The 21,868-nt window shown below is 71.0% G+C and carries 19 protein-coding genes and 1 tRNA gene; 19 read left to right on the top strand and 1 reads right to left on the bottom strand.

Annotated elements, in window-relative coordinates; translation table 11 throughout:
- The 17 genes from pcaH (at position 1) to ABZX11_RS03530 (ending at position 18,207) form a co-directional block, all read left to right on the top strand.
- Positions 1 to 738: a protocatechuate 3,4-dioxygenase subunit beta gene (pcaH, locus tag ABZX11_RS03450; RefSeq protein WP_354909487.1), complete on the top strand. Its 738-nt coding sequence runs from the start codon at positions 1 to 3 to the stop codon at positions 736 to 738.
- Positions 735 to 1,289: a protocatechuate 3,4-dioxygenase subunit alpha gene (pcaG, locus tag ABZX11_RS03455; protein ID WP_354909490.1), complete on the top strand. Its 555-nt coding sequence runs from the start codon at positions 735 to 737 to the stop codon at positions 1,287 to 1,289. The genes pcaH and pcaG overlap by 4 nt, the downstream gene beginning before the upstream one ends.
- Positions 1,286 to 2,062: a 3-oxoadipate enol-lactonase gene (gene pcaD / locus ABZX11_RS03460; protein WP_354909493.1), complete on the top strand. Its 777-nt coding sequence runs from the start codon at positions 1,286 to 1,288 to the stop codon at positions 2,060 to 2,062. Before pcaG ends, pcaD begins: the two co-directional genes overlap by 4 nt.
- Positions 2,059 to 2,460, top strand: a complete 402-nt coding sequence (gene pcaC, locus ABZX11_RS03465) for a 4-carboxymuconolactone decarboxylase (RefSeq protein WP_176172256.1) — start codon at positions 2,059 to 2,061, stop codon at positions 2,458 to 2,460. Before pcaD ends, pcaC begins: the two co-directional genes overlap by 4 nt.
- A gap of 10 nt (positions 2,461 to 2,470) precedes the next feature.
- Positions 2,471 to 3,304 (top strand): IclR family transcriptional regulator C-terminal domain-containing protein, encoded by an 834-nt coding sequence (locus ABZX11_RS03470; protein ID WP_176172255.1) that lies wholly within the window; start codon positions 2,471 to 2,473, stop codon positions 3,302 to 3,304.
- A 378-nt stretch (positions 3,305 to 3,682) separates the two neighbouring features.
- Entirely contained in the window at positions 3,683 to 4,261 is a 579-nt protein-coding gene (locus tag ABZX11_RS03475; protein ID WP_354909498.1) for a nucleotidyltransferase family protein, read from the top strand.
- 18 nt (positions 4,262 to 4,279) lie between these two features.
- Positions 4,280 to 5,149, top strand: coding sequence for a MoxR family ATPase (locus ABZX11_RS03480; RefSeq protein WP_176172253.1), 870 nt, complete (start codon positions 4,280 to 4,282; stop codon positions 5,147 to 5,149).
- 50 nt (positions 5,150 to 5,199) lie between these two features.
- Positions 5,200 to 6,969, top strand: a complete 1,770-nt coding sequence (locus ABZX11_RS03485) for a hypothetical protein (RefSeq protein ID WP_354909500.1) — start codon at positions 5,200 to 5,202, stop codon at positions 6,967 to 6,969.
- 308 nt (positions 6,970 to 7,277) lie between these two features.
- Positions 7,278 to 7,351: transfer RNA gene (locus tag ABZX11_RS03490), tRNA-Arg, on the top strand.
- 23 nt (positions 7,352 to 7,374) lie between these two features.
- Positions 7,375 to 8,487, top strand: coding sequence for a VWA domain-containing protein (locus ABZX11_RS03495; RefSeq protein WP_354909503.1), 1,113 nt, complete (start codon positions 7,375 to 7,377; stop codon positions 8,485 to 8,487).
- Positions 8,480 to 9,592 carry an XdhC/CoxI family protein gene (locus ABZX11_RS03500; protein WP_176172250.1) on the top strand — a complete coding sequence of 371 codons (1,113 nt, stop codon included), beginning with the start codon at positions 8,480 to 8,482 and terminating at the stop codon, positions 9,590 to 9,592. The genes ABZX11_RS03495 and ABZX11_RS03500 overlap by 8 nt, the downstream gene beginning before the upstream one ends.
- A 203-nt stretch (positions 9,593 to 9,795) precedes the next feature.
- Positions 9,796 to 10,320 carry a (2Fe-2S)-binding protein gene (locus tag ABZX11_RS03505; RefSeq protein ID WP_176172249.1) on the top strand — a complete coding sequence of 175 codons (525 nt, stop codon included), beginning with the start codon at positions 9,796 to 9,798 and terminating at the stop codon, positions 10,318 to 10,320.
- Complete coding sequence (locus ABZX11_RS03510) at positions 10,320 to 12,761, top strand: molybdopterin cofactor-binding domain-containing protein (RefSeq protein WP_354909507.1); 2,442 nt, start codon at positions 10,320 to 10,322, stop codon at positions 12,759 to 12,761. Before ABZX11_RS03505 ends, ABZX11_RS03510 begins: the two co-directional genes overlap by 1 nt.
- On the top strand, positions 12,758 to 13,615 hold the full coding sequence (locus ABZX11_RS03515; protein WP_176172247.1) for a xanthine dehydrogenase family protein subunit M: 858 nt from the start codon (positions 12,758 to 12,760) through the stop codon (positions 13,613 to 13,615). Before ABZX11_RS03510 ends, ABZX11_RS03515 begins: the two co-directional genes overlap by 4 nt.
- An 87-nt stretch (positions 13,616 to 13,702) precedes the next feature.
- The gene (locus tag ABZX11_RS03520; protein ID WP_354909510.1) at positions 13,703 to 14,521 is read left to right on the top strand and encodes an SRPBCC family protein; all 819 of its coding nucleotides are present in this window, start codon (positions 13,703 to 13,705) and stop codon (positions 14,519 to 14,521) included.
- A 634-nt stretch (positions 14,522 to 15,155) separates the two neighbouring features.
- The gene (locus ABZX11_RS03525; RefSeq protein ID WP_354909512.1) at positions 15,156 to 16,376 is read left to right on the top strand and encodes a GGDEF domain-containing protein; all 1,221 of its coding nucleotides are present in this window, start codon (positions 15,156 to 15,158) and stop codon (positions 16,374 to 16,376) included.
- A gap of 772 nt (positions 16,377 to 17,148) precedes the next feature.
- Entirely contained in the window at positions 17,149 to 18,207 is a 1,059-nt protein-coding gene (locus tag ABZX11_RS03530; protein WP_176177875.1) for an NAD(P)-binding domain-containing protein, read from the top strand.
- Positions 18,208 to 18,331: 124 nt separating this feature from the next.
- Here ABZX11_RS03530 and ABZX11_RS03535 read toward each other — a convergent pair whose 3' ends face one another.
- Positions 18,332 to 19,381: an aldo/keto reductase gene (locus ABZX11_RS03535; protein ID WP_354909514.1), complete on the bottom strand. Its 1,050-nt coding sequence runs from the start codon at positions 19,379 to 19,381 to the stop codon at positions 18,332 to 18,334.
- Between the two features lie 101 nt (positions 19,382 to 19,482).
- Between ABZX11_RS03535 and ABZX11_RS03540 the strand changes: the two genes are divergently transcribed.
- Together ABZX11_RS03540 and ABZX11_RS03545 are read left to right on the top strand one after the other, a co-directional pair.
- A complete protein-coding gene (locus ABZX11_RS03540; RefSeq protein ID WP_354909516.1) occupies positions 19,483 to 20,052 on the top strand; it encodes a TetR/AcrR family transcriptional regulator in 570 nt (189 codons plus the stop codon).
- Positions 20,053 to 20,312: 260 nt separating this feature from the next.
- Positions 20,313 to 21,866, top strand: a complete 1,554-nt coding sequence (locus ABZX11_RS03545) for a discoidin domain-containing protein (RefSeq protein WP_354909846.1) — start codon at positions 20,313 to 20,315, stop codon at positions 21,864 to 21,866.
- The last annotated feature ends 2 nt before the right edge of the window (positions 21,867 to 21,868 follow it).

Below are 21,868 nucleotides of genomic sequence, written 5' to 3' on the forward strand. Positions count from 1 at the left end.
GTGGCCACTCCGACCGAATTCAGGCTGCCGCGCTACGGGGAAGACCCCGAAGGCACCCACCCGCCGCTCGACTCCAGCGGCTACCGCTCCACGGCGCTGCGGCACCCGAAGCAGGACCTCGTCCTGCTCCCGCAGATGCTCACCGAGGTCACCGGCCCGCTGCTCGGCCCCGGCCGTCTCGGCGAGCACGACAACGACCTCACCCGGCAGCACGCGGGTGAGCCGCAGGGCCAGCGCATCATCGTCACCGGGCGGCTCCTCGACGGCGACGGCCGCCCGGTGCGCGACTCGCTCGTCGAGATCTGGCAGGCCAACGCGGGCGGCCGCTACCGGCACACCGGCGACCGCTGGCCCTCGCCGCTCGACCCGAACTTCGACGGCGTCGGCCGCACCCTGACCGACAGCGACGGCCGCTACACCTTCACCACCATCAAGCCCGGCGCGTACCCGTGGAAGAACCACGACAACGCCTGGCGCCCGGCGCACATCCACTTCTCGGTGTTCGGCTCGGCCTTCACCCAGCGGCTGGTCACCCAGATGTACTTCCCGGACGACCCGCTGTTCTCCCAGGACCCGATCTTCAACTCGATCCCGGACGAGAAGGCCCGGCAGCGGATGGTCTCGTGCTACGACCACGACATCACGCAGGCCGAATGGGCGCTCGGGTTCCAGTTCGACATCGTCCTGCGCGGGCGCGACGCGTCGGTGTTCGAAGAGGAAGAGGACGACGACGAATGACCGAGCTGCTGCCCACCCCTTCGCAGACCGTCGGCCCGTACCTATCGATCGGCCTGCCCTGGCCCGACGGCCCGCACGTCGTGCCCGAGGGCACGCCCGGCGCGTTCTGGATCCGCGGGACCGTCCGCGACGGCAACGGCGACCCGATCCCGGACGCCATGATCGAGACCTGGCAGGCCGACCCGGACGGCGGCTTCCGCCACCCGGACGACCCGCGCGGCACGGCGGACGGCGAGTTCCGCGGCTTCGGCCGCTGCCCGACCGAAGCCGACGGCACCTACGGCATCCTCACCGTGCTCCCGGGCGTGGTCCCCGGTGAGGGTGGCGCCACCCAGGCGCCGCACATCGACGTCTCGGTGTTCGCACGCGGCCTGCTGAACCGGGTCGTCACGCGGATCTACTTCGAGGACCAGGACAACGCGGCCGACCCGGTGCTGGCGACGGTGCCGGAGGAGCGGCGCGGCACGCTGATCGCGGCGAAGACCGAAGACGGCTACCGCTTCGACATCCGGCTGCAGGGCGACGGCGAGACCGTCTTCTTCCGGCTATGAGCGCCGTGAAGCCGCACTGGGTCGCGGAGGGCCCCGAAGACGGGCCGGTGGTCGTGTTCGGCGGGTCGCTCGGCAGTGACCTGCGGATGTGGGAACCCCAGGTCGCGCCGCTGGCGGAGCGCGGGTTCCGGGTGGTCCGGTACGACACGCGCGGCCACGGCGCGTCGCCGGTCCCGCCGGGGCCCTACGAGCTCGAAGACCTGGGCGCCGACGTCCTGGCGCTGCTCGACGAGCTCGGTGTCGAGCGGGTGCACCACGTGGGTCTCTCGCTCGGCGGCATGACGGGGATGTGGCTGGGCATCCACGCGCCGGAGCGGATCGCGAGCCTCGTGCTGTGCTGCACGTCCGCGAAGTTCGGCCCGCCGTCGATGTGGGCGGAGCGGGCCCGCACGGTCCGCGCCGAGGGCACCGCGGCGGTGGCCGACGCGGGGGTGAGCCGCTGGCTGACGCCGGGGTACCGCGAACGCCACCCGGACCGGGCCGAGTTCCTCCGCGCGATGATCGCGGCGGTCCCGGCCGAGGGTTACGCGGCCTGCTGCGGCGTGATCGAGCGGATGGACCTGCTGGAGCTGCTGCCGAAGGTCACCGCGCCCACCCTCGTCATTGCGGGCGCGGACGACCCGGCGACATCGCCGGCCGAGCACGCGCGGCCGATCGCCGAGGGCATCCCCGGCGCCCGGCTGGAGGTCGTGGCCGACGCCGCGCACCTGGGCAGTTACGAGCAGCCGGGCGAGTTCACCCGGCTGATCCTGGACCACTTGGAGCGAGTGTGACGGACCGCCACGAGCAGGGCATGAAGGTGCGGCGCGAGGTGCTCGGCGACGAGCACGTCGACCGCGCGGTCGCGGGCACCACGGACTTCAGCCGCCCGTTCCAGGACTACATCACCGAGGGCGCGTGGGGCTCGGTGTGGGCCCGCGACGGCCTGGACCGCCGTACGCGCAGCTGCGTGACACTGGCGGCGCTGACGGCGCTGCACGCGCACAACGAGCTGGCGATGCACGTCCGGGCGGCGGTCCGCAACGGACTGACGGCGGCGGAGATCGGCGAAGTGCTGCTGCACACGGCGGTGTACGCGGGCGCACCGGCGGCGAACGCGGCGTTCGCCATCGCCCAGCGCACCCTGGCCGAGCTCGGCGAGCCGAGCGCGGTGCCGAAGGACGCCGGATAAGGTGCCGGGCATGGACGTGACGAGGCCGCAGTTCGACGTCCGCCTGGACGACGAGCCGGCGCACCGTGGTGCCCACCACGTGCAGTCGCTGGAGCGCGGGCTGGCGGTGATCAAGGCCTTCCACGCGGGCGCGTCCGAGCTGACCTTGAGCGACGTGGCCCGGGCGACGGGCCTCACCCGCGCGGCGGCGCGGAGATTTCTCCTCACGCTGGCCGACCTGGGCTACGTCCGCACCGACGGCAAGTACTTCTCGCTGACGGCCCGGGTGCTGGAGCTGGGCTACGCGTACCTGTCGAGCATGACGTTGCCGGAGGTGGCCCAGCCGCACCTGGAGCACCTGTCGGCGCGGGTGCACGAGTCGAGCTCGGTCTCGGTGCTGGAGGGCACGGACATCGTGTACGTGGCCCGGGTGGCGGTCTCCCGGATCATGACGGTGAGCATCAACGTGGGCACGCGGTTCCCGGCGCACGCGACCTCGATGGGCCACGTCCTCCTGGCCGGGCTCGCGGAGGAGGAGCGGGAGGAGTACTTCCGCGTGGCGAGCCTGGACCGCCTGACCGACCACACGGTGACGACCCCGGGCCACCTGCGCACGGAGCTGGCCAAGGTGGCGGACCAGGGCTGGGCGATGGTGGACCAGGAACTGGAGGAAGGCCTCCGCTCGGTCGCGGCCCCGATCCGAGGCCGAACGGGCCAGGTGGTGGCGGCGGTCAACCTGTCGACCCACGCAAGCCGCACCACGGCGCACTCGGTGGAGAAGGACCTGGTCCCGCCGCTGCTGGAGACGGCCCGCGCGATCGAGGCGGACTTGGCCATCGGAGCCTCGGACCGCGCCCGTGGCTGACCCGGGCGCGACGAGCCCCGGCCCGGCGGAGGCGGGGGAGCGAATCCGCCGGAGGGAGCCGCAACTCGAGCCGGGCCCGGGGGTGTTGGCAGAGCGGTTGCGTCGTGCCGAGCGGGTTCCGGGGGCGTTGGCCAAGGTGCTGCGTCGTGCGGGGCGGGTTCCGGGGGTGTCGGCCAAGGTGCTGCGTCGTGCCGGGCGGGTTCCGGGGGTGTCGGCCAAGGTGTTGCGTCGTGCCGAGCCGGTTCCGGGGACATCGGCCGGGCTGCTGCATCGCGCCGGGCCGGCCCAGGAAGCGTTGGTGGGGCCAGTGCGTCGTGCCGAGCTGGTTCCGGGGGCGTTGGCAGAGCGGTTGCGTCGTGCCGAGCCGGGAGCTTCCTCGTGACCCGGCCCCCCGTCGCCGGTCTCCTCCTCGCCGCCGGGGCCGGGCGGCGGTTCGGCGGGCCGAAAGCCCTCGTCCAGGTCGACGGTGAACCCCTCGTCCTCCGCGCCCTCCGCACCCTCACCGCCGCCGGGTGCAGCCCGGTCCGGGTTGTCGTCGGGGCCGCCGCCGAGCAGGTTCGTTCCCTTCTGCCCGACCCGGCCCTCGCCGTCACCGCCGATGACTGGGCGTCCGGCATGGGTGCCTCCCTGCGCGCCGGCCTGACCGCCCTCGGCAGCGGACCCGTCGCCGCGCTCGTTCACCTCGTCGATCTGCCCTGGGTCGGCCCGGACATCCTCACCCGCGTCGCCGCCCACGCCGCCCCCGACACCGTTGCCCGTGCGGCCTACGAGGGCGTTCCCGGCCACCCCGTCTTGCTCGGCCGTCGGTGGTGGGCGGACGTCGCCGGAAGCGCTCAAGGCGACCGCGGCGCCCGCGACTGGCTCGCCACCCGCGAAGACCTCACCCTCGTCGAGTGCGGTGACCTCGGCAGCGGCCGGGACGTCGACCGCCCCGGTGATCTGGCGAACCCCGGCTGAGCACCTACGATCGACAGCGTGACGGACTCGCCCGAAACCCTCGCCGCCGCGCTCGAAGCGACCGGTTACCTCGCCGATGACGGGCTCGCGACCGCCGGCTTCCTCGCCCTGCGGATGGGCCGCCCGCTCTTCTGCGAAGGCGAACCCGGCACCGGCAAGACCTCCCTCGCCCTGGCGCTGGCCACCGCCCTCGAGCGGCCGCTCGTGCGCCTCCAGTGCCACGAAGGCATCGACGCCGCCCAGGCCCTCTACGAATGGGACTTCCCCCGTCAGCTGCTGCACCTGCGCGCCCTCGAAGCGGCCGGGGACGGCGGTCTCGACGTCGAGGCCGCGGAGCGCTCCCTCTACACCGAGCGGTTCCTGCTGGCCCGGCCGCTGCTGCAGGCCTTGATCAGCGCCCCGTGCGTGCTGCTCATCGACGAGATCGACCGCGCCGACGACGAGTTCGAAGCCTTCCTCCTGCAGCTGCTCGACGAACACGCCGTGACCATTCCCGAATACGGCGAGGTCCGCGCCGAACAGCCGCCGCTGGTGGTCCTCACCTCGAACCGGACGCGCGAAGTCCACGACGCGCTGAAACGCCGCTGCCTCTACCACTGGCTCGAACACCCGGACCTGGTTCGGGAGGTCGAGATCCTGCGCCGTAGGATCCCGCGGGTAAGTGCAGCTCTGGCTCGGCAGATCGCTGAAGCGGTGCATCGGCTCCGCGAGATGGATCTGCTGAAACCACCGGGAGTGGCGGAGTCCCTCGATTGGGCGCGGGCTCTCTTGACTCTTCAGCGTGACGAGCTGGACGCGGCGACGGCGGCACGCACGCTCGGAGCCGTCCTGAAATACAGCGAAGACCTCGACCGGGTCAGGGCGAAGCTCGACGCCTTGTTCGCCTGACCGCCCGGGTCGGGGGACCGGGTTGGGTCGAGGCGAGGGAGTACCTTCGGATGAGCGTGGCGGAGACGACGGACACGAGACCGCCGTCCGATGCGGAGCCGGAGCGGCCGGGGCCGGCCGGGACGGCGACCGCGCGCCGGAACTGGCGGGGCAGGCTTGCCGCGGTCGCCGCGGTGCTCGGTGGCACGGCGCTGATCGCCGTGCACGCCAGCTTCTACGGGCACTGGCTGATCGACGACTCGGCCATCACGTTCGCCTACTCGCGCAACCTGGCCGACGGCTTCGGGCCGGTGCTCCAGCCCGGCGCCGCGCCGGTCGAGGGGTACTCGAACCCGACCTGGATGGTCCTGATCGCCCTCGGCAAGCTGGTCGGCCTCTTCGACCACGGGACGCTCTTCGGCGTCAACGACCAGATCCTCTTCCCGAAGGCGCTCGCGCTGCTCTGCTGCGCCGCCGTCCTCGTGCTCTTCTACTTCGGCGCGAAGGTGCTCAGCCGGCGCCCGGCGCTGATCACCTTCGTCGCCGGGGCCGCGCTCGCCGCGATCCCGTCCTTCGTCATCTGGTGCTTCTCCGGGCTGGAGAACTCCTTCTACGCGCTGACGGTCGCCGCGCTCGCGGTGGTCATCGTGCGCGCGGTCCACAGCGGACGGCTCCTCGACACCCAGGTCGCCGTCGGCACCGGGCTGATCGCGATGCTGGCCGCGCTGACCCGGCCCGACGGCATCATCTACGCCGGTGCCTACCCGATCGCCGTGCTGCTGTTCCTCAAGCGGGAGCTGCTCGGCCGGAGCGTCCGCGCGGTCGTCTTCTCCGTCGTCGGCTTCGCCGTCCCGTATGGGGCGTACATGGTCTTCCGCTGGTTCGAATTCGGCCGGCTGGTCCCGAACACCGCCGTCGCGAAGGGACAGGAGCCGCCGACCGTCGAGGACCTCGCCCGTCCCGGCGAGATCGTCTCCTACGTCGGCTGGCTGATCGTCGCGGTCGCCGTCGCGTGCCTGGTCATGCTGATGGTCCGGCCGTCGCGGCTGCGCACCGGGCTGATCGCCCTGATGGTGCCGTTCGGCCTCACCGTGGTCGCCTACATCGTGCTCGAGTTCGACTGGATGGGGCAGCTGCGGTTCGCCACCCCGGTCTGGACGCTCGGTGCCTTCGGCGGCGCGATCGTGGTCGTCGAGGCGCTGGCCGCGGCCCGGCTGCGCGGCCGGATCGCGCTCGCCTGCCTGCTGGTGGTGGCGCTGATCAGCTCGGTGAGCGGGCTCTACGACCAGGGCACGTCCTACCGCGCCAACGTCAAGACCGCGTTCTGCATCGTCGCCGAGCGCGACGCCCGGACCATCAACGGCCTCGCGGACATCCTCAAGCTCCCCGACTCCGCCCAGGTCGGCCTGATCGACCTCGGCGGGACGTCGCTGGGCAGCCGCCTGCGGGTGCTCGACCTGGCCGGCCTCGGTGACAAGCAGGTCGCCGACTACCTGCACGAGTCCGACGTGACCGGGGTCCGCAACTACGTCTTCAACCAGGAAAAGCCCGAGCTGATCACGTTCATCGGCTCGTGGATCACCACCCTGGGCTTCGACAAGGACCCGCGGTTCGAGAGCGAATACGCGACGATCTTCGTCAACCCGCCGATCGGCAACCTGACCATCGATTCGCGCAACTGGGTCAGCTACCACGTCCGGCGCGACCTGGTCGACGACGCGAAGCTGGCCGAGCTCAAGGCGTACACCCAGAAGACGCTGCCGCCGGTACTGGAACTCAACAAAACCGCAGGCCTGCGCGGCTGCGCGAACATCCAGCCCGGCTTCAAGGCCGGCGCCTGAACCGCAGTACCCCGGCGCCCGCCTCGACGGTCCACAAAGGACCGCCGAGGCGGGCGTTTTTAATTGCGTTGCCGCCCGCGGCGCACTCGGGCATTCTTTTCTGCAGCACAGCACGCCACACCGAGAGGAGGAGATCGTGACCCGACGGCAAGACCGGAACCTCTGCGGCGCGATCTCCCGCGTTCGCTGAAAATCCCTTTTCTTTCCGAAGGCTCTTCGCGCCCACCCGCTGCTACCTTGGGTCGGCCGCGGCGAAGAGCGCGGTCTGCGCGCCCGTCCGGGGAGGGGCGTGTGCGCAGACCGCCCTTGTCCCGGTAGCTCAGCAGGACAGAGCGCGGCGCTACGAACGCCGAGGTCCGAGGTTCGACTCCTCGCCGGGACGCCGAACAGGCGCACAATGGACGTATGACCACCGTCGCCGATCCCGTCGCGGGGTACGCCGGGTTCGCCGCCGCGTTGCGCGAAGCCGGCGTCGCCTGCGATGCGCACCGCGTGCAGGCGTACCTCACGGCCGTGGCCGAGATCGACGTCGCCGAGCCCACCCAGCTGTACTGGGCCGGGCGGCTCACGCTCTGCTCCAGCCCCGACGACCTGCCGTGCTACGAAGAAGCCTTCAGCCAGTGGTTTTCCATCGAGACCAGCACCCCGCGCCGCGCGACGACGGCCGCGCCCAAACAGGCCAGGATCGCCCCGCTCGGGGAAGCCGGCGGCGGTGACGGCGAGGGCGGCGAAGGCCAGGACCAGCTGAAAGTCGCCGCCAGCGCCCACGAAGTCCTGCGTCACCGCGACCTCGCCGAACTCACCACCGCCGAGCGGGAACACCTCCGCGCACTGCTGGCCACCCTCAAGCCTGTCCTCCCGAAGCGCCCGGCCGCCCGGCGGACGCCGTCCCGGCGCGGGCGGCTCGACCCCTCGCGCACGCTCCGCGCCATGCTGGCCAGCGGCGGCGAACCCCTCAAACTCGTGCACGCCCGCCGCGGCAGCCGACCGCGGCGGGTCGTTCTGCTCATCGACGTCTCCGGCTCGATGAGCCCGTACGCCGACGCCCTGCTGCGGTTCGCCCACGTCCTGGCGCGGGCCGCGCCACCGTCCGTCGAGGTCTTCACGCTCGGCACCCGGCTCACCCGGGTGTCGCGCCAGCTGCGCCTGCGCGACCCGGAACGCGCGATGCTCGCCGCGGGCACAGCCGTGCCGGACTTCGCCGGCGGCACCCGGCTGGGGGAGACGCTCCAGGCGTTCCTCGACCGCTGGGGCCGGCGCGGCGTGGCGCGCCGCGCGGTCGTCACCGTGTTCTCCGACGGCTGGGAACGCGGCGACACCGGCCTGCTCGGCGAACAGCTCGCACACCTGCGCCGGCTCGCGCACGCCGTATTCTGGGTGAATCCGCACGCCGGCCGTGCGGGCTACGCTCCGGTCCAGTCGGGCATCGTGGCCGCGCTGCCCCACATCGACCGGCTCCTGGCCGGGCACACCCTGGCCACCTTGGAACGACTGCTCGGGGAGATTTCCGATGCGTGACGTACTGGACGACGTGTTCCGCCGCTGGTCCGCGGGCGAGACCGTCGGGCTCGGCACCGTGGTCGCCACCTTCTCGTCGGCGCCGCGCGCGCCGGGCGCCGCGATGGTCGTCGCGCCGGACGGCACCGTCGCCGGCAGCGTGTCCGGCGGCTGCGTCGAAGGCGCGGTCTACGAACTGGCGCAGGAGGTCGTCGCCGAGCGCAAGCCGGTGCTGCAGCGGTACGGCGTCAGCGACGATGACGCCTTCGCGGTCGGCCTGACCTGCGGCGGGATCATCGACATCTACGTCGAGCACGTCGACCGCACGTCGATGCCGGAGCTCGGCGACGTCGTCGCGTCGGTCCGCGGCGGCGAGCCGGTCGCGGTCGTCACGATCATCGAGCACGAGCGCGAAGGCCTGGTCGGCGAGCACATGATCGTCTGGCCGGACCGCACCGCGGGCTCGCTGGGCTCGTCGCGGATGGACGACGCGGTGGCCGACGACGCGCGCGGCCTGCTGGCCAGCGGCCGCACCGGCACCCTGCACTACGGCCCGGACGGGCAGCGCCGCGGCGAGGGCATGGCGGTGTTCGTCAACTCGTTCGAGCCGCCGCCGCGGCTGCTGGTCTTCGGCGCGATCGACTTCGCCGCCGCGATGGCCCGCATGGGCGCCTACCTCGGCTACCAGGTCACGGTCTGCGACGCGCGGCCGGTGTTCGCCACCACCAGCCGGTTCCCGGACGCGCACGACGTCGTCGTCGACTGGCCGCACCGGTACCTGCAGGCGGAAGCGGACGCGGGCCGGATCGACCAGCGGACGGCGATCGCGGTGCTGACCCACGACCCGAAGTTCGACGTGCCGCTGCTGGAGGTGGCGCTGCGCCTGGACGTCGGGTACGTCGGCGCGATGGGGTCCCGCAAGACCCACGACGACCGGTTCGCGCGGCTGCGCGAGGCCGGGATCACCGAGGCGGAGCTGGAAAGGCTGGCGTCGCCGATCGGTCTCGACCTCGGCGCGCGCACGCCGGAGGAGACGGCCGTGTCGATCGCCGCGGAGATCATCGCGCTGCGGTGGGGCGGCGGCGGGAAGCGGCTCGCCGAGCTCTCGGGACGGATTCACGGCTGACTGATCCAGCCGGCCGATAAAGTTCACCCATCCGGAACTCCGCACCTTCGGAGTTGCGTCGCGTTTGCACGCGTATCTGCGGAACGGGTAGTTGAACGTGTGACATCAGGGCTTGTCGACGCGAAGGGCGCGTAGCACGCTCGGGGTTTGTGAGCCCGATCACGGTCGGGCAGGCCGATTCCGAGCCGGCTTTTGGAGGCCTGATGCGCATCACCGTCACCGTCGACGGGACCAAGTACACCGACGAAGTCGAACCCCGCACCCTCCTCGTGCACCACCTACGGGAAAAACTCGGGAAGGTCGGCACCGTCGTCGGCTGCGACACCAGCAACTGCGGCGCCTGCACCGTCCACCTCGACGGGCACAGCGTGAAGTCCTGCTCCGTGCTGGCCGTGCAGGCCGACGGCTGCGAGGTCACCACCATCGAAGGCCTCGCCCGCGACGGGCAGCTGCACCCGGTGCAGAAGGCCTTCAACGACAACCACGCGCTGCAGTGCGGGTTCTGCACCCCCGGCATGATCATGCAGTCGATCGACCTCCTGGCCGACAACCCGGACCCGGACGAACAGGCCGTCCGCGAAGGTCTCGAAGGCAACCTCTGCCGCTGCACCGGCTACCAGAACATCGTCCGCGCGGTCCGCGACGCCGCCCAGCACATGAGCCCCGGCGCCGGACCCGAAGCCGAGCGGATCACCGAAACCAAGCACGTCGGCGTGGGTGGTGACTGATGACCGCGACGATCGAACCGGAGGTCGGCAAGGCCCGCCGCCGCAAGGAGGACGAGCGGCTGATCACCGGCCGCACCCGCTGGACCGACAACATCACGCTGCCCGGAATGCTGCACATGGCGGTCCTGCGCAGCCCGTTCGCGCACGCCAAGATCGTCTCGATCGACACGTCCGCGGCGAAGAGCGCATCCGGGGTCGTCGCCGTCTACACCGGCAAGGACCTCGACCCGGACGGCGCGATCGGCATGCCCTGCGCCTGGCCGATCACGCCCGACATGAAGGCGCCGCGCCGTCCCGTGCTCGCGTCCGACACGGTGAACTTCGCCGGTGAGGGCGTCGCGGTCGTCGTCGCGCGGACGTCCGCCGAAGCGCACGACGCGCTCGAGGAGATCGACGTCGAGTACGACGAACTGCCGGTCATCCTCGATATGGAAGCCGCGATCGCCGATGGCGCCCCTCTCGTCCACGAGGACCTGGGCACCAACACGAGCGCGGTCTGGAAGTTCGACTCGGGCGAGGCAGGCACCGGCGGCAACGTCGAGGACGCGATCAGCTCGTCGGAGGTCGTGCTCAAGCGCCGCTTCCGCCAGCAACGGCTCGTCCCGGCGTTCATGGAGCCGCGCGCCTGCGTCGTCGACCCGACCGGCACGCAGATCACCATGTGGGCGGCCACCCAGGTCCCGCACATCCTGCGCGTGATGTCGGCGCTGACGCTCGGCATCCCCGAGCACAAGCTGCGGGTGATCGCCCCGGACGTCGGTGGCGGCTTCGGCGGCAAGATCGGCGTCCTGCCCGAAGAGATGATGTCGCTGCTCGTCGCGCAGAAGCTCGGCAAGCCGGTCAAGTGGAACGAGTCGCGGTCGGAGACCATGCTCGCCGCGCACCACGGCCGCGACCAGATCCAGGACATCACCATCTCGGCGACCCGCGACGGCCAGGTCACCGGTCTCAAGGTCGAGCTCCTCGCCAACCTCGGCGCGTACAACGGCCTGGTCGGGCCGGGCGTGCCGATCCTCGGCGCGTTCATGTTCAACGCGATCTACAAGATCCCGGCGTACCACTTCGCGTGCACCAACGTGTACACGACGACCACGCTGACCGACGCCTACCGCGGCGCCGGCCGCCCGGAGGCGACGTTCGCGATCGAGCGGATCATGGACGAGCTGGCCGTCGAGCTCGGCATGGACCCGCTGGAACTGCGCGAGAAGAACTGGATCAAGCACGAGGAGTTCCCGTTCACGACCGTGTGCGGGCTGACCTACGACTCGGGCAACTACGAGGCCGCCACCGAGAAGGCCAAGCAGCTCTTCGACTACGACGGCCTGCGCGCCGAGCAGGAGAAGCGCCGCGCGTCGAAGGACAAGGTCCAGCTCGGCATCGGCATCTCGACGTTCACCGAGATGTGCGGGCTCGCGCCGTCGCGGGTGCTCGGCTCGCTGGACTACGGCGCCGGCGGCTGGGAGTACGCGTCGATCCGGATGCTGCCCACCGGCAAGGTCGAGGTGACGACGGGTGCGTCCGCGCACGGCCAGGGCCACGAAACGGCGTGGAGCCAGATCGTCGCCGACCAGCTCGGCATCGCGTTCGAGGACGTCGAAATCCTGCACGGCGACACCCAGTCGTCGCACAAGGGCATGGACACCTACGGCTCGCGGTCGCTCGTGGTCGGCGGGATCGCGGTCATCAAGGCGGCGGAGAAGGTGGTCGCGAAGGCCAAGCCGATCGCCGCTCACCTGCTCGAATGCGCCGAGGACGACCTCGAGTTCGCCGGCGGCAAGTTCACGGTGAAGGGCACGGACACGTCCACGACGCTGGCCGACGTGGCGCTCGCGGTGTTCGCGGCGCACAACCTGCCCGACGGCGTCGAGCCGTCGCTCGACTCGGACGCGACGTTCGACCCGGAGAACTTCTCGTTCCCGCACGGCACGCACCTGTGCGCGGCCGAGGTGGACACCGAGACGGGCCGGGTCAAGCTGCGCTCGTACGTCTGCGTCGACGACGTCGGCGTCGCGGTGAACCCGCTGATCGTCGAAGGCCAGGTGCACGGCGGGCTCGCGCAGGGCATCGCGCAGGCGTTGTTCGAGGGCACCGAGCACGACGAAAGCGGCACGCTGACGACCGGCACGTTCGCCGACTACCTGCTGCCGTCGGCGGCCGACCTCCCGTCGTTCACCACCGACCGCACGGAGACACCGGCGACGTCCAACCCGCTCGGCGCCAAGGGTGTCGGCGAGGCGGGCACGATCGCGTCCACCCCGGCGGTGGTCAACGCGGTGGTCGACGCCGTGCGCCAGTTCGGCGTGAACGACATCGAGATGCCGCTGACCCCGATGCGGGTCTGGCACGCCATCCAGCACGGCACCACCGACGCGGGCGGCCCCGGCCGCGGCGAAGCCGGTGGCGGCCTCGGTTCGATCGACGCCACCGGAGGTGTGCAGTGATCCCGGCTCCCTTCGACTACGTCCGCCCGTCCACAGTGGACGAAGCGGTGCAGGCACTGGCGGCGGCGGGCGAGGACGCCAAGGTGCTGGCGGGCGGGCAGAGCCTGCTGCCGGTGCTGCGGATGCGCCTGGCGGCGCCGACCACGCTGATCGACCTCGGCCGCGTCGCCGAACTGCGCGGCGTCCGCGAAGAGGGCGACGAGCTGGTGATCGGCGCGATGACCACGCACTACGACGTCCAGCGGGACGCGTTGGTGGCCTCGCACGCGGCGTTGCTCAAGGAAGCGACCGACACGGTGGCCGACCCGCAGATCCGCCACCGCGGGACGCTGGGCGGCGCGATCGCCCACGCCGACCCGGCCGGCGACCTGCTGGCGCCGGTGCTGGCGCTGGACGCGTCCCTGGTGCTGGCCGGGCCGGCGGGACGGCGCACGGTGCCGGCCGCGGAGTTCTTCCGCGACCTGTTCACCACCGCACTGGCGCCGGACGAGCTGCTGGTCGAGGTCCGCATCCCCAAGCACACGGGGTGGCGGGCGCACTACGAGAAGTTCAACCGCGTCGCCCAGGCGTGGTCGATGGTGGCGGTCGCGGTCACCGTCCGTACCGAGGCGGGGGTGATCGAGGAGGCCCGGGTTGCGCTGACGAACATGGGCTCGACCCCCGTCCGCGCCTCGGGCGTCGAGGCGGCCCTGGTCGGCGTCCAGGCCTCGGCGGACGCGATCGCCGCGGCGGCTTCGCACGCGGCGGAGGGAACGAACCCGCCGGTGGACGGCAACGCCGACGTCGAGTACCGCCGCCACCTCGCGCAGGTCCTCACGGGCCGCGCCATCGCAGCGGCGGCGGCCGGCGCCTGAGGGAGTCCGGTTTCGCCCACCCGGGCCGCCGCCCGGCGGCTAGGGTGGGCACCGGACCCCCGTCGTCATCAGGAAGGAGGTCGGCCCGTGCGGCTCGACCACGAATTCACCGTCCCGGCGCCGATCGGCGAGGTCTGGCAGGCGGTCGTCGATCCGGAGCGAGTGGCCCCGTGCATGCCGGGAGCCACGTTGACCAAGGTCGAGGGCGACCGGTTCAGCGGAACGGTGAAGGTCAAGCTGGGGCCGATTTCCTTGCTGTACAAGGGCAACGGTGAGTTCCTGGAGAAGGACGAAGCGGCCCACAAGGTGACGATCAAGGCCTCGGGCAAGGATGCCCGAGGAGCAGGCACGGCGGCGGCGACGGTGACCCTGACGTTGACGGAGACGTCCACTGGAACCCACGGGGCGGTGGCGACGGACCTGGCGATCACGGGCAAGCCGGCCCAGTTCGGGCGGGGGCTGATCAGCGAGGTGGGCGGGAAGATCCTGGACACGTTCGCGGGCTGTTTGTCGGGCAAACTGACCCCGGCGGCGGCTCCCGACGCATCTGCGGCCCCGGCAGCTTCGGAATCGACTGCCACTTCCGCGGCGGCTTCGGCTTCTGCGGCCTCGGGTTCGACTTCGAAATCGGCAACCGCGGCGGCAGCCCCTGCTCCGGCGGCAACGGACGAGCCGGCGGCGAAGGTCAAGCCGGCCCCGACCACCCCGGAGATCAACACAGAGCCGAAGCCCAAGCCGGCGGCGGACCGCCCGGCACTGCACAGCGTCCCGGCACCCCCGGAGACCGAGGCAATCGACTTGCTCGACTACGCGGGGCAGTCGGTGCTCAAGCGGGTAGTCCCGGTCCTGGTCGCGATCGCCGCGGTGGTGGGCCTGGTGGCAGTCATCCGAGCCCTGCGCAAGTAAGCCACCCCGCCAACGGCTCGGCCAAACGCGCTTCAGCGATGGGTGCGGGCTGCGACGGTCCGCCTTGCGCGGGCGGCTGAGGTTGGAGGTGCTCGCGCAGGCGGACTGACCCCGCGGAGATGGCTCGACCGGCGCGCTTCGGCGACGAGTTTCGGGCTGCGTCGGGTTCACCTTGCGCGGCCGGCTGGGGTTGGGAGTGTCCGCGCAGGTGGGCTGACCTCGCGGCGGCGGCTCGGCCGGCGCTTCGGCGATGCCACGAAGAGGGGCGGCCACAGCGGCTCAAGTCGGCCTGCGGTGGCGGTGAGCTGCCCGGCTGTGACGGCTCCATCTGGGCTGGGGCTGCGTGGCGGGCCCCAGCGTCGGGCGGGTTGGGCGTGATCCGTTTGTGGGGTGCTGAGCTGCGGCTTTCTACCCTGCGCGGGTCTTTGGGCAGGGGTGTTGCCCGCAATTCGCCCGGACTGGCGACGCGCGTCGTTGGAACGGCTACGCTGGGCTACCTGGTTGGCTGAACTCTGCGCGAGGGGTACGTCACGATGCCGGTCCGTCACGTTTGTGGCTTCGGCTCTTGAGAGCCCAGGTCGCCGTGCGGCGGGGAGCGCTTTCCGCCTGGTCCGGGTGGCCTGCTCGGTGGGCGATGTGGGGTGGGGCGAAGACCCGCTGGATCGCCTATGCGCTCGGTTGTGAACTGGTCGCCGTCGTCGCTACCGGGGCTGCGCTGGCCGAGGGTTTCGGTGGGCCCGTGCGGCCCGGGTGGTTTGCCGTGCTCGTGGCGCTGGGGGTGGCGCAGGCCGAGATGTCGCGGCGGATCGAGCGGTTGCGGCGGTGGATGAGCGGGCAGACGCACATCAACGTCACCTCCGTCTGGTACCTCGCCGGTGTCGTGCTGCTGCCGCCGGCTTGGGTGGCGCTGCTGGCCGTTGTGCTCTACACCCACCTGTGGGTGCGCGTGTGGCGTCAGGTCCGGACGCGGCCCGCGCACCGCTTCGTCGCGAGCACGGCCTGGGCGATGCTTTCCTGCTTCGCTGCTTCCTCCGTTCTTGCCGTTCTGGGCTTGCACGGGACGCCGTTGCAGACGCCGCGTGGGGTGTTTGCGCTGTGTCTGGCGGCCGCTGTTTTCGAGCTGGTGAACGTCGGCCTGGTGGCGGCCGGCATTTACCTCTACACCAGCCAGCGGTCGGCGGCCGACCTCGTCGGGACCTGGGAGGACAACGCTTTCGAGCTGGCGACCCTCTGCCTGGGCGGGCTCGCTGCTCTGGCGCTGGTCGAGCAGCCGGTGCTGGTGGTGTTCGTCGTGGCTCCCTTGTTGTTGCTGCACCGCTACCTGCTGTTGAAGCAGCAACTGCAGGTCACGGCCGTGGCGGACGAGAAGACCGGGCTGCTCAACACCGCCGGGTGGCATGAAGCCGCGGCGCGGGAGCATGTCCGCGCCCAGCGCCGCGCCGGTGGGGGCTTCGCGGTGCTGATGATCGACTTGGACCACTTCAAGCGGATCAACGACACCTACGGGCACCTGACCGGCGACGACGTACTGGCCGCCGTGGCGGTGGCGATCTCCGGCTCGGTGCGCCAGGGCGACACGGTGGGCCGGTTCGGGGGCGAGGAGTTCGTGGTGCTGCTGCCGGGCATCGGGCGCGCGGACGTGCTGGCGATCGCCGAGCGGGTGCGGGTGGCGGTGGGTGAGCTGAACGTGGTGATTTCGACGGGTGGCGGGACGGTTCGGGTGAGTGGCCTTTCGGTTTCGATCGGGGTGGCGCGGTATCCGGACGCGGGGCCGACGCTGGATAACGTTCTCCGCACCGCTGATGCGGCCTTGTATCGGGCCAAGGAGGCCGGTCGGAACCGGGTTGCCGTGTAGCACGGCCGGACGATGTCCGGAGGTGAGCCGGAGCGCGGCCAGGTGCTGGCGTCGGCCGCGACGGGGTCAGCGCTGGCTCGGGGCTTCCGGTGGGCCGGAGATGCAGGTGGTGCCGGGCGAGCGTGGTTCGGGTGGCTGAGGTTCTTCGCGCCTGGAGGCGCGCTTTTGGTGGGGCAGGGGCGCAGGTCGAACCGGGTGCGGATTGGCGGGCGGGCCGTGCGAGGACTGGCTGGGCGCTTCGGGCGGGCTGGAGATGCCGGTGCCCGGGTAGGGAGTGGTTGAGGCGGCGGAGGTTCTTGGCGCGTGGGGCTTGCGCTTCTGGTCGGGCAGGGGGCGTAACTCGGACGGGGTGCGCGGCTTGGCGGCCGGGGCGTACGGCGGGCTGGCTTGGGGATCCGGTTGGGCCGGGAGAGTGGGCGGCAGAGGTTTTAGAGCCGGGGGTTCGGGCTTCCGGTGGGGGAGAGGTGTAGGTCGAATCGGGTGTGCGGTTGGCGGGCGGGCCGTGGGGCCAGCCTGGCTCGGGGCCTCCCGTGGTCCGGAGGTGCCGGGGGAGCAGAGGTCATAGGCGCTGGGGCGCCCTTCCGCCGGAGCAGGAACGCAGGCCGAGCTGGGTGCGTGAGCTTGGCGGCCGGGGCGTATGGGGGTCGGCTGGGGCTTCCGGTGGGCCGGAGACGCCGGGCGGACCCGTCGGAGGCTAGGTGACCGGAGTCGGAACTCCGACGCTGTGATGGATGGCGCGAAATATGCCGGCGTGGTTGTTGTTGGACCCTCTATGGACCGCGCGGATCACGAGACCGATGTTGTGGTCGTCGGGGCTGGGCAAGCTGGGCTCTCTGCTGCCTACCACCTGCGGCGGGCGGGGTTTGCCAACCGCAGTGGGTTTGTTGTTCTCGATCACGGCAAGCGGGCCGGGGGTGCCTGGCAGTACCGGTGGCCGTCGCTCGTTCTCGGGAAAGTGCATGGCATTCATGATCTGCCCGGTATGGCCTTCGGTACTCCGGACGTGACCCGGCCCGCCTCCGAAGTCGTTTCCGAGTACTTTGCTCGCTTCGAAAGCGTTTACGACCTTCCCGTGCTTCGGCCCGTCGACGTGCAGTCCGTGACGCGGGCGGGGGACCGGCTGGTCGTCTCGAGCCCCGCCGAGTCGTGGGCCGCCAAGGCCGTCATCAGTGCCACCGGGACCTGGGACCGGCCCTTCTGGCCGCGCTATCCCGGCCAGGAGACCTTTGCGGGACGGCAGCTGCACACCGCCGACTACGGCGGGCCCGAAGACTTCCGCGGCCGGCGGGTCGTTGTGGTCGGCGGTGGGGCCTCCGCCGTTCAGCTGCTCATGGAGTTCGCCCCGCTCGCCCGCGCGACCGCCTGGGTCACGCGGCGGCCGCCCGTGTGGCGGGACGAGCCCTTCAGCGAGGACTGGGGACGCCACGCCGTCGCCAAGGTCGACGAACGGGTGCGGGCCGGGCTGCCGCCCGAAAGCGTGGTCAGCGTGACCGATCTGGCCGTGACGCCCGAAGTGCGGGCCGCCCGGGCCGCCGGGATCCTCGACCGGCGGCCGATGTTCGAGCGGATCACCCCGGACGGTGTCGTGTGGGCGGACGGCGAGCGCTTCGACGCCGACGTGATCCTCTGGGCCACCGGGTTCCGTGCGGCGATCGACCACCTCGCCCCGCTGCACATCCGCGAGCCCGGCGGCGGCATCCGCATGGACGGCACGCGGGTGGTGCTCGAACCACGCCTGCACCTGGTCGGGTACGGGCCCTCGGCGAGCACTGTCGGAGCCAATCGGGCCGGCCGGGCCGCGGTGGCGGAAATCCGGAAACTGCTGGGGTGACGGTCTTCGCCGGACGGTGACGGGGTGGGGTGCAGGGGTCATGAAAACCACGCTACCGAACATCTGTGCGAACACCATCGCTGAATCGGGTGATCATCGGAACCCGTTGTGCCGCAACGAAGCCTCACGTCAGCGCCATCCCCGGCACCCGGGCCCGGATCGCCGCCATGGTCGCTTCGTCCGAGACGCCCTGCCAGTCGTACCGCGGCGTATAGGGCGCAGTGAGCGCGCGCACGTCGTCATCGCTGAGCGAGACGTCCAGCGAAGCCACCGCGTCGTCGATCTGCTCGATCGAACCCGCCCCGACCAGCGGCGCTGTGACGACCGGCTGCCGGTGCAGCCAGGCCAGGGCGATCGACGCGCGGCTCACGCCGTGGTCCGCCGCCACCTTCCCGACCGCCGCCACGATCGCGCGGTTCGACTCCTCTTCCGCCGGCGAATAGAGCAGGTCCGCGTAAGCCCCGTCGGTGCCGGCGCGGGCCGTCGCCTTCGCGTCGTCCCACGCCCGGGCCAGGCGGCCGCGGGCCAGCGGGCTCCAGACGATCGTGCCGACGCCCTCGTCCAGGCACAGCGGGATCATCTCGCGTTCTTCCTCGCGGGCCAGCAGGTTGTAGTGGTCCTGCATGGACACGAACCGCGCCCAGCCGTGCTGCTTCTGCAGGTGCAGGGCCTTGGCGAACTCCCACGCGAACATCGACGACGCACCCAGGTACCGCACCTTGCCCGCCTTGACCAGGTCGCTGAGCGCCTCGAGGGTCTCCTCCAGCGGCGTGTCGTGGTCGTTGCGGTGGATCTGGTAGAGGTCGATGTAGTCCGTGCCCAGCCGCCGCAGCGAGTGGTCGACCTCGGTCATGATCGCCTTGCGGGACAGTCCGCGGCCGTTCGGTCCCGGGCGCATCGGGTGCCGCAGCTTGGTGGCGATCACGACGTCGTCGCGGTCGGCGAAGTCCTTGAGCGCCCGGCCGAGGATCTCTTCGCTGGACCCGTTCGAGTACATGTTCGCGGTGTCGAAGAAGTTGATGCCCGCCTCGAGGGCGTGCTTGATCAGCGGCCGGGCCTGTTCCTCGCCGAGCGACCAGACGGGGTGGCCGCGATCGGGCTCGCCGTAGCTCATCGCGCCGATCGCGACGGGGGAGACGTCCAGGCCGGTGGCGCCGAGCTTCACGTATCGCATGAGGTTCTCCTGGTGAAGGAACTTGCGGAGGATTCTCCGCATCTGAGATGCGAAACTAGCGGAGGATTCTCCGCATGTCAACGATGAGGCATGATCGGGGCATGACCGAGGGGACGTACGGCACCCAGCGCAAGGCCGCCGCGCGCAACCGCGTCGCGATCATCGAGGCCGCCCACGAGCTGTTCGCGGAGAATCCGCTGGTGCCGCTGAGCGAGGTCGCCAAACGCGCCGGCGTCGGCGCCGGCACCCTCTACCGCCACTTCCCGACCCGCGAAGACCTGATCCTCGGCGCCTACCAGCACGACATCGAACGCCTCACGGCCACCGCCGACGAAGTGCTCGCCCGTCATTCCTCCGCCAAGGCCGCCTTCGTCGAGTGGTTCGAAACCCTCGCCGCCTACATCCGCATCAAGCACGGGCTCGGCGACGCGCTGCACAGCGCCGCGGCGCAGGAACTGATCAGCGCGTCGTGGGCACCCACCACCGAGGCGGTCGCGAAGCTCGTCGACGCGTGCGTGGCCGAGGGCACCATCGCGCCCGGCCACGACCCCGCCGACATCATCATGCTCATGAGCTTCCTGTGGCGCGTGGCGAACAACGAGGAGGGCGCGGCCCAGGGGCGTCGCCTGATCGCGGCCGTCTTCCAGGGCCTCCAGGCGCCGCCCGGCTGAGCCGATCCCGGCCCACGGAGCAGTGTTCCGCTCATCGGTGCAGGCTCTGAGCAGCGGAAACGGTGAAAAACTCACCCTCTTGACCGATTCAAGGGCAAGACAAGTCTTGTCAGCCCGATGATCGCCTCGTTACAGTCCGCTTAGTTAGGAAACTTTCCTAACAGTTTCACCTGACGCCGCAGCCCACCAGCCACCGCCAGGCCCGTAAGGAGCGCGACGTGCCGTCCACCCCACTACGCCCATTGGCCCGACTCACCCCGGTGATCGCCGCCGTGGTGCTGTTGCCGTCCGCGATCGCCGCGGCCGCCACCACCCAGGCCGCCGATGTCCTGCTGTCGCAGGGAAAACCCGTGGCCACCTCGACCGTCGAGAGCTCGTCCTACACCGGGGCGAAGGCCGTCGACGGCAGCACCACCACCCGCTGGGCCAGCGCCGAGGGCGCCGACCCGCAGTGGCTGCGGATCGACCTCGGCCAGTCCGCGACCATCCACCGCGTCGTCCTCAACTGGGAAGCCGCCTACGCCAAGAAGTACCGGATCGAGGTCTCCGACGACGGCACGTCGTTCACCACGGCCGCCACCGTCGACACCGGTGACGGCAAGATCGACGACCTCGGCGGCCTCACCGCCCGCGGCCGCTTCGTGCGCTTCGTCGGCCTCACCCGCGGCACGAGCTACGGTTACTCCTTCTGGGAGATGCAGGTCTTCGGCAGCACGGACTCCTCCGGCGACACGCAGGCCCCGACCACCCCGGCCGGCCTCACCGCGGGCACGGCGACCGCGACGAGCGTCCCGTTGACCTGGAGCGCGGCCACCGACAACGTCGGCGTCACCGGGTACGACATCCTCCGCGACGGCACGGTCGTCGCCACCAGCGCGACGACGTCCTACACCGACACCGGGCTCGCCCCGGCCACGAGCTACACCTACGCGGTGCGCGCCCGCGACGCCGCGGGGAACGTCTCGGCCGCCGGCACGCCGATCACGGTCAAGACCGCGGCCGGGAGCGCCGGGTTCGTCCTCGCCGCGGCCGGTGACATCGCCGAACAGTGCACCGCGAGCAGCTCCAGCTGCGTCCACCCCAAGACCGCGAAGCTCGTCGAGAACATGAACCCCGCGGCCGTGATCACCATGGGCGACAACCAGTACGACGAACCCACCCTGTCGGACTTCAAGAACTACTACGACAAGACCTGGGGCAAGTTCAAGAACATCACGCACCCGATCCCCGGCAACCACGAGTCCTACTCGAAGTTCACCGGCTACGAGCAGTACTTCGGCGCCATCGCCAAGCCGCAGGGGCAGCGGTACTACAGCTGGGAAATGGGCAACTGGCACTTCATCGCCCTCGACTCCAACGACTTCGTCACCCACGACGACTTCGCCGAGCCGCCCCAGGTCACCTGGCTGAAGCAGGATCTCGCCAACAACAAGAAGGGCTGCGTCGCCGCGTACTACCACCACCCGCGGTGGAGCTCCGGTGACCACGGCGACAACATCGACAGCATCCAGCTGTGGAACCTGATGGTGGCCAACAAGGTCGACCTCGTCCTCAACGGCCACGACCACGACTACGAGCGGTTCGTGCCGCAGAACGCCGACGGCAAGGCCGACGCGGCAGGCCCGGTCGAGATCGTCGGCGGCTCCGGCGGCGCCAACCTGTACGACCTGAGCCCGGCGCACGCGACGACCGCCAAGCTGCTGAAGACCTTCGGCGTCCTGAAGCTGTCGATGACGGACACCACGTTCCAGACGCAGCTCATCGGCGTCGACGGCAAGGTCCTCGACAGCAGCCCGACCTACACCTGCCACTAGGA

The sequence above is a fragment of the Amycolatopsis sp. NPDC004169 genome (assembly GCF_040610315.1).
Classification (GTDB): domain Bacteria; phylum Actinomycetota; class Actinomycetes; order Mycobacteriales; family Pseudonocardiaceae; genus Amycolatopsis.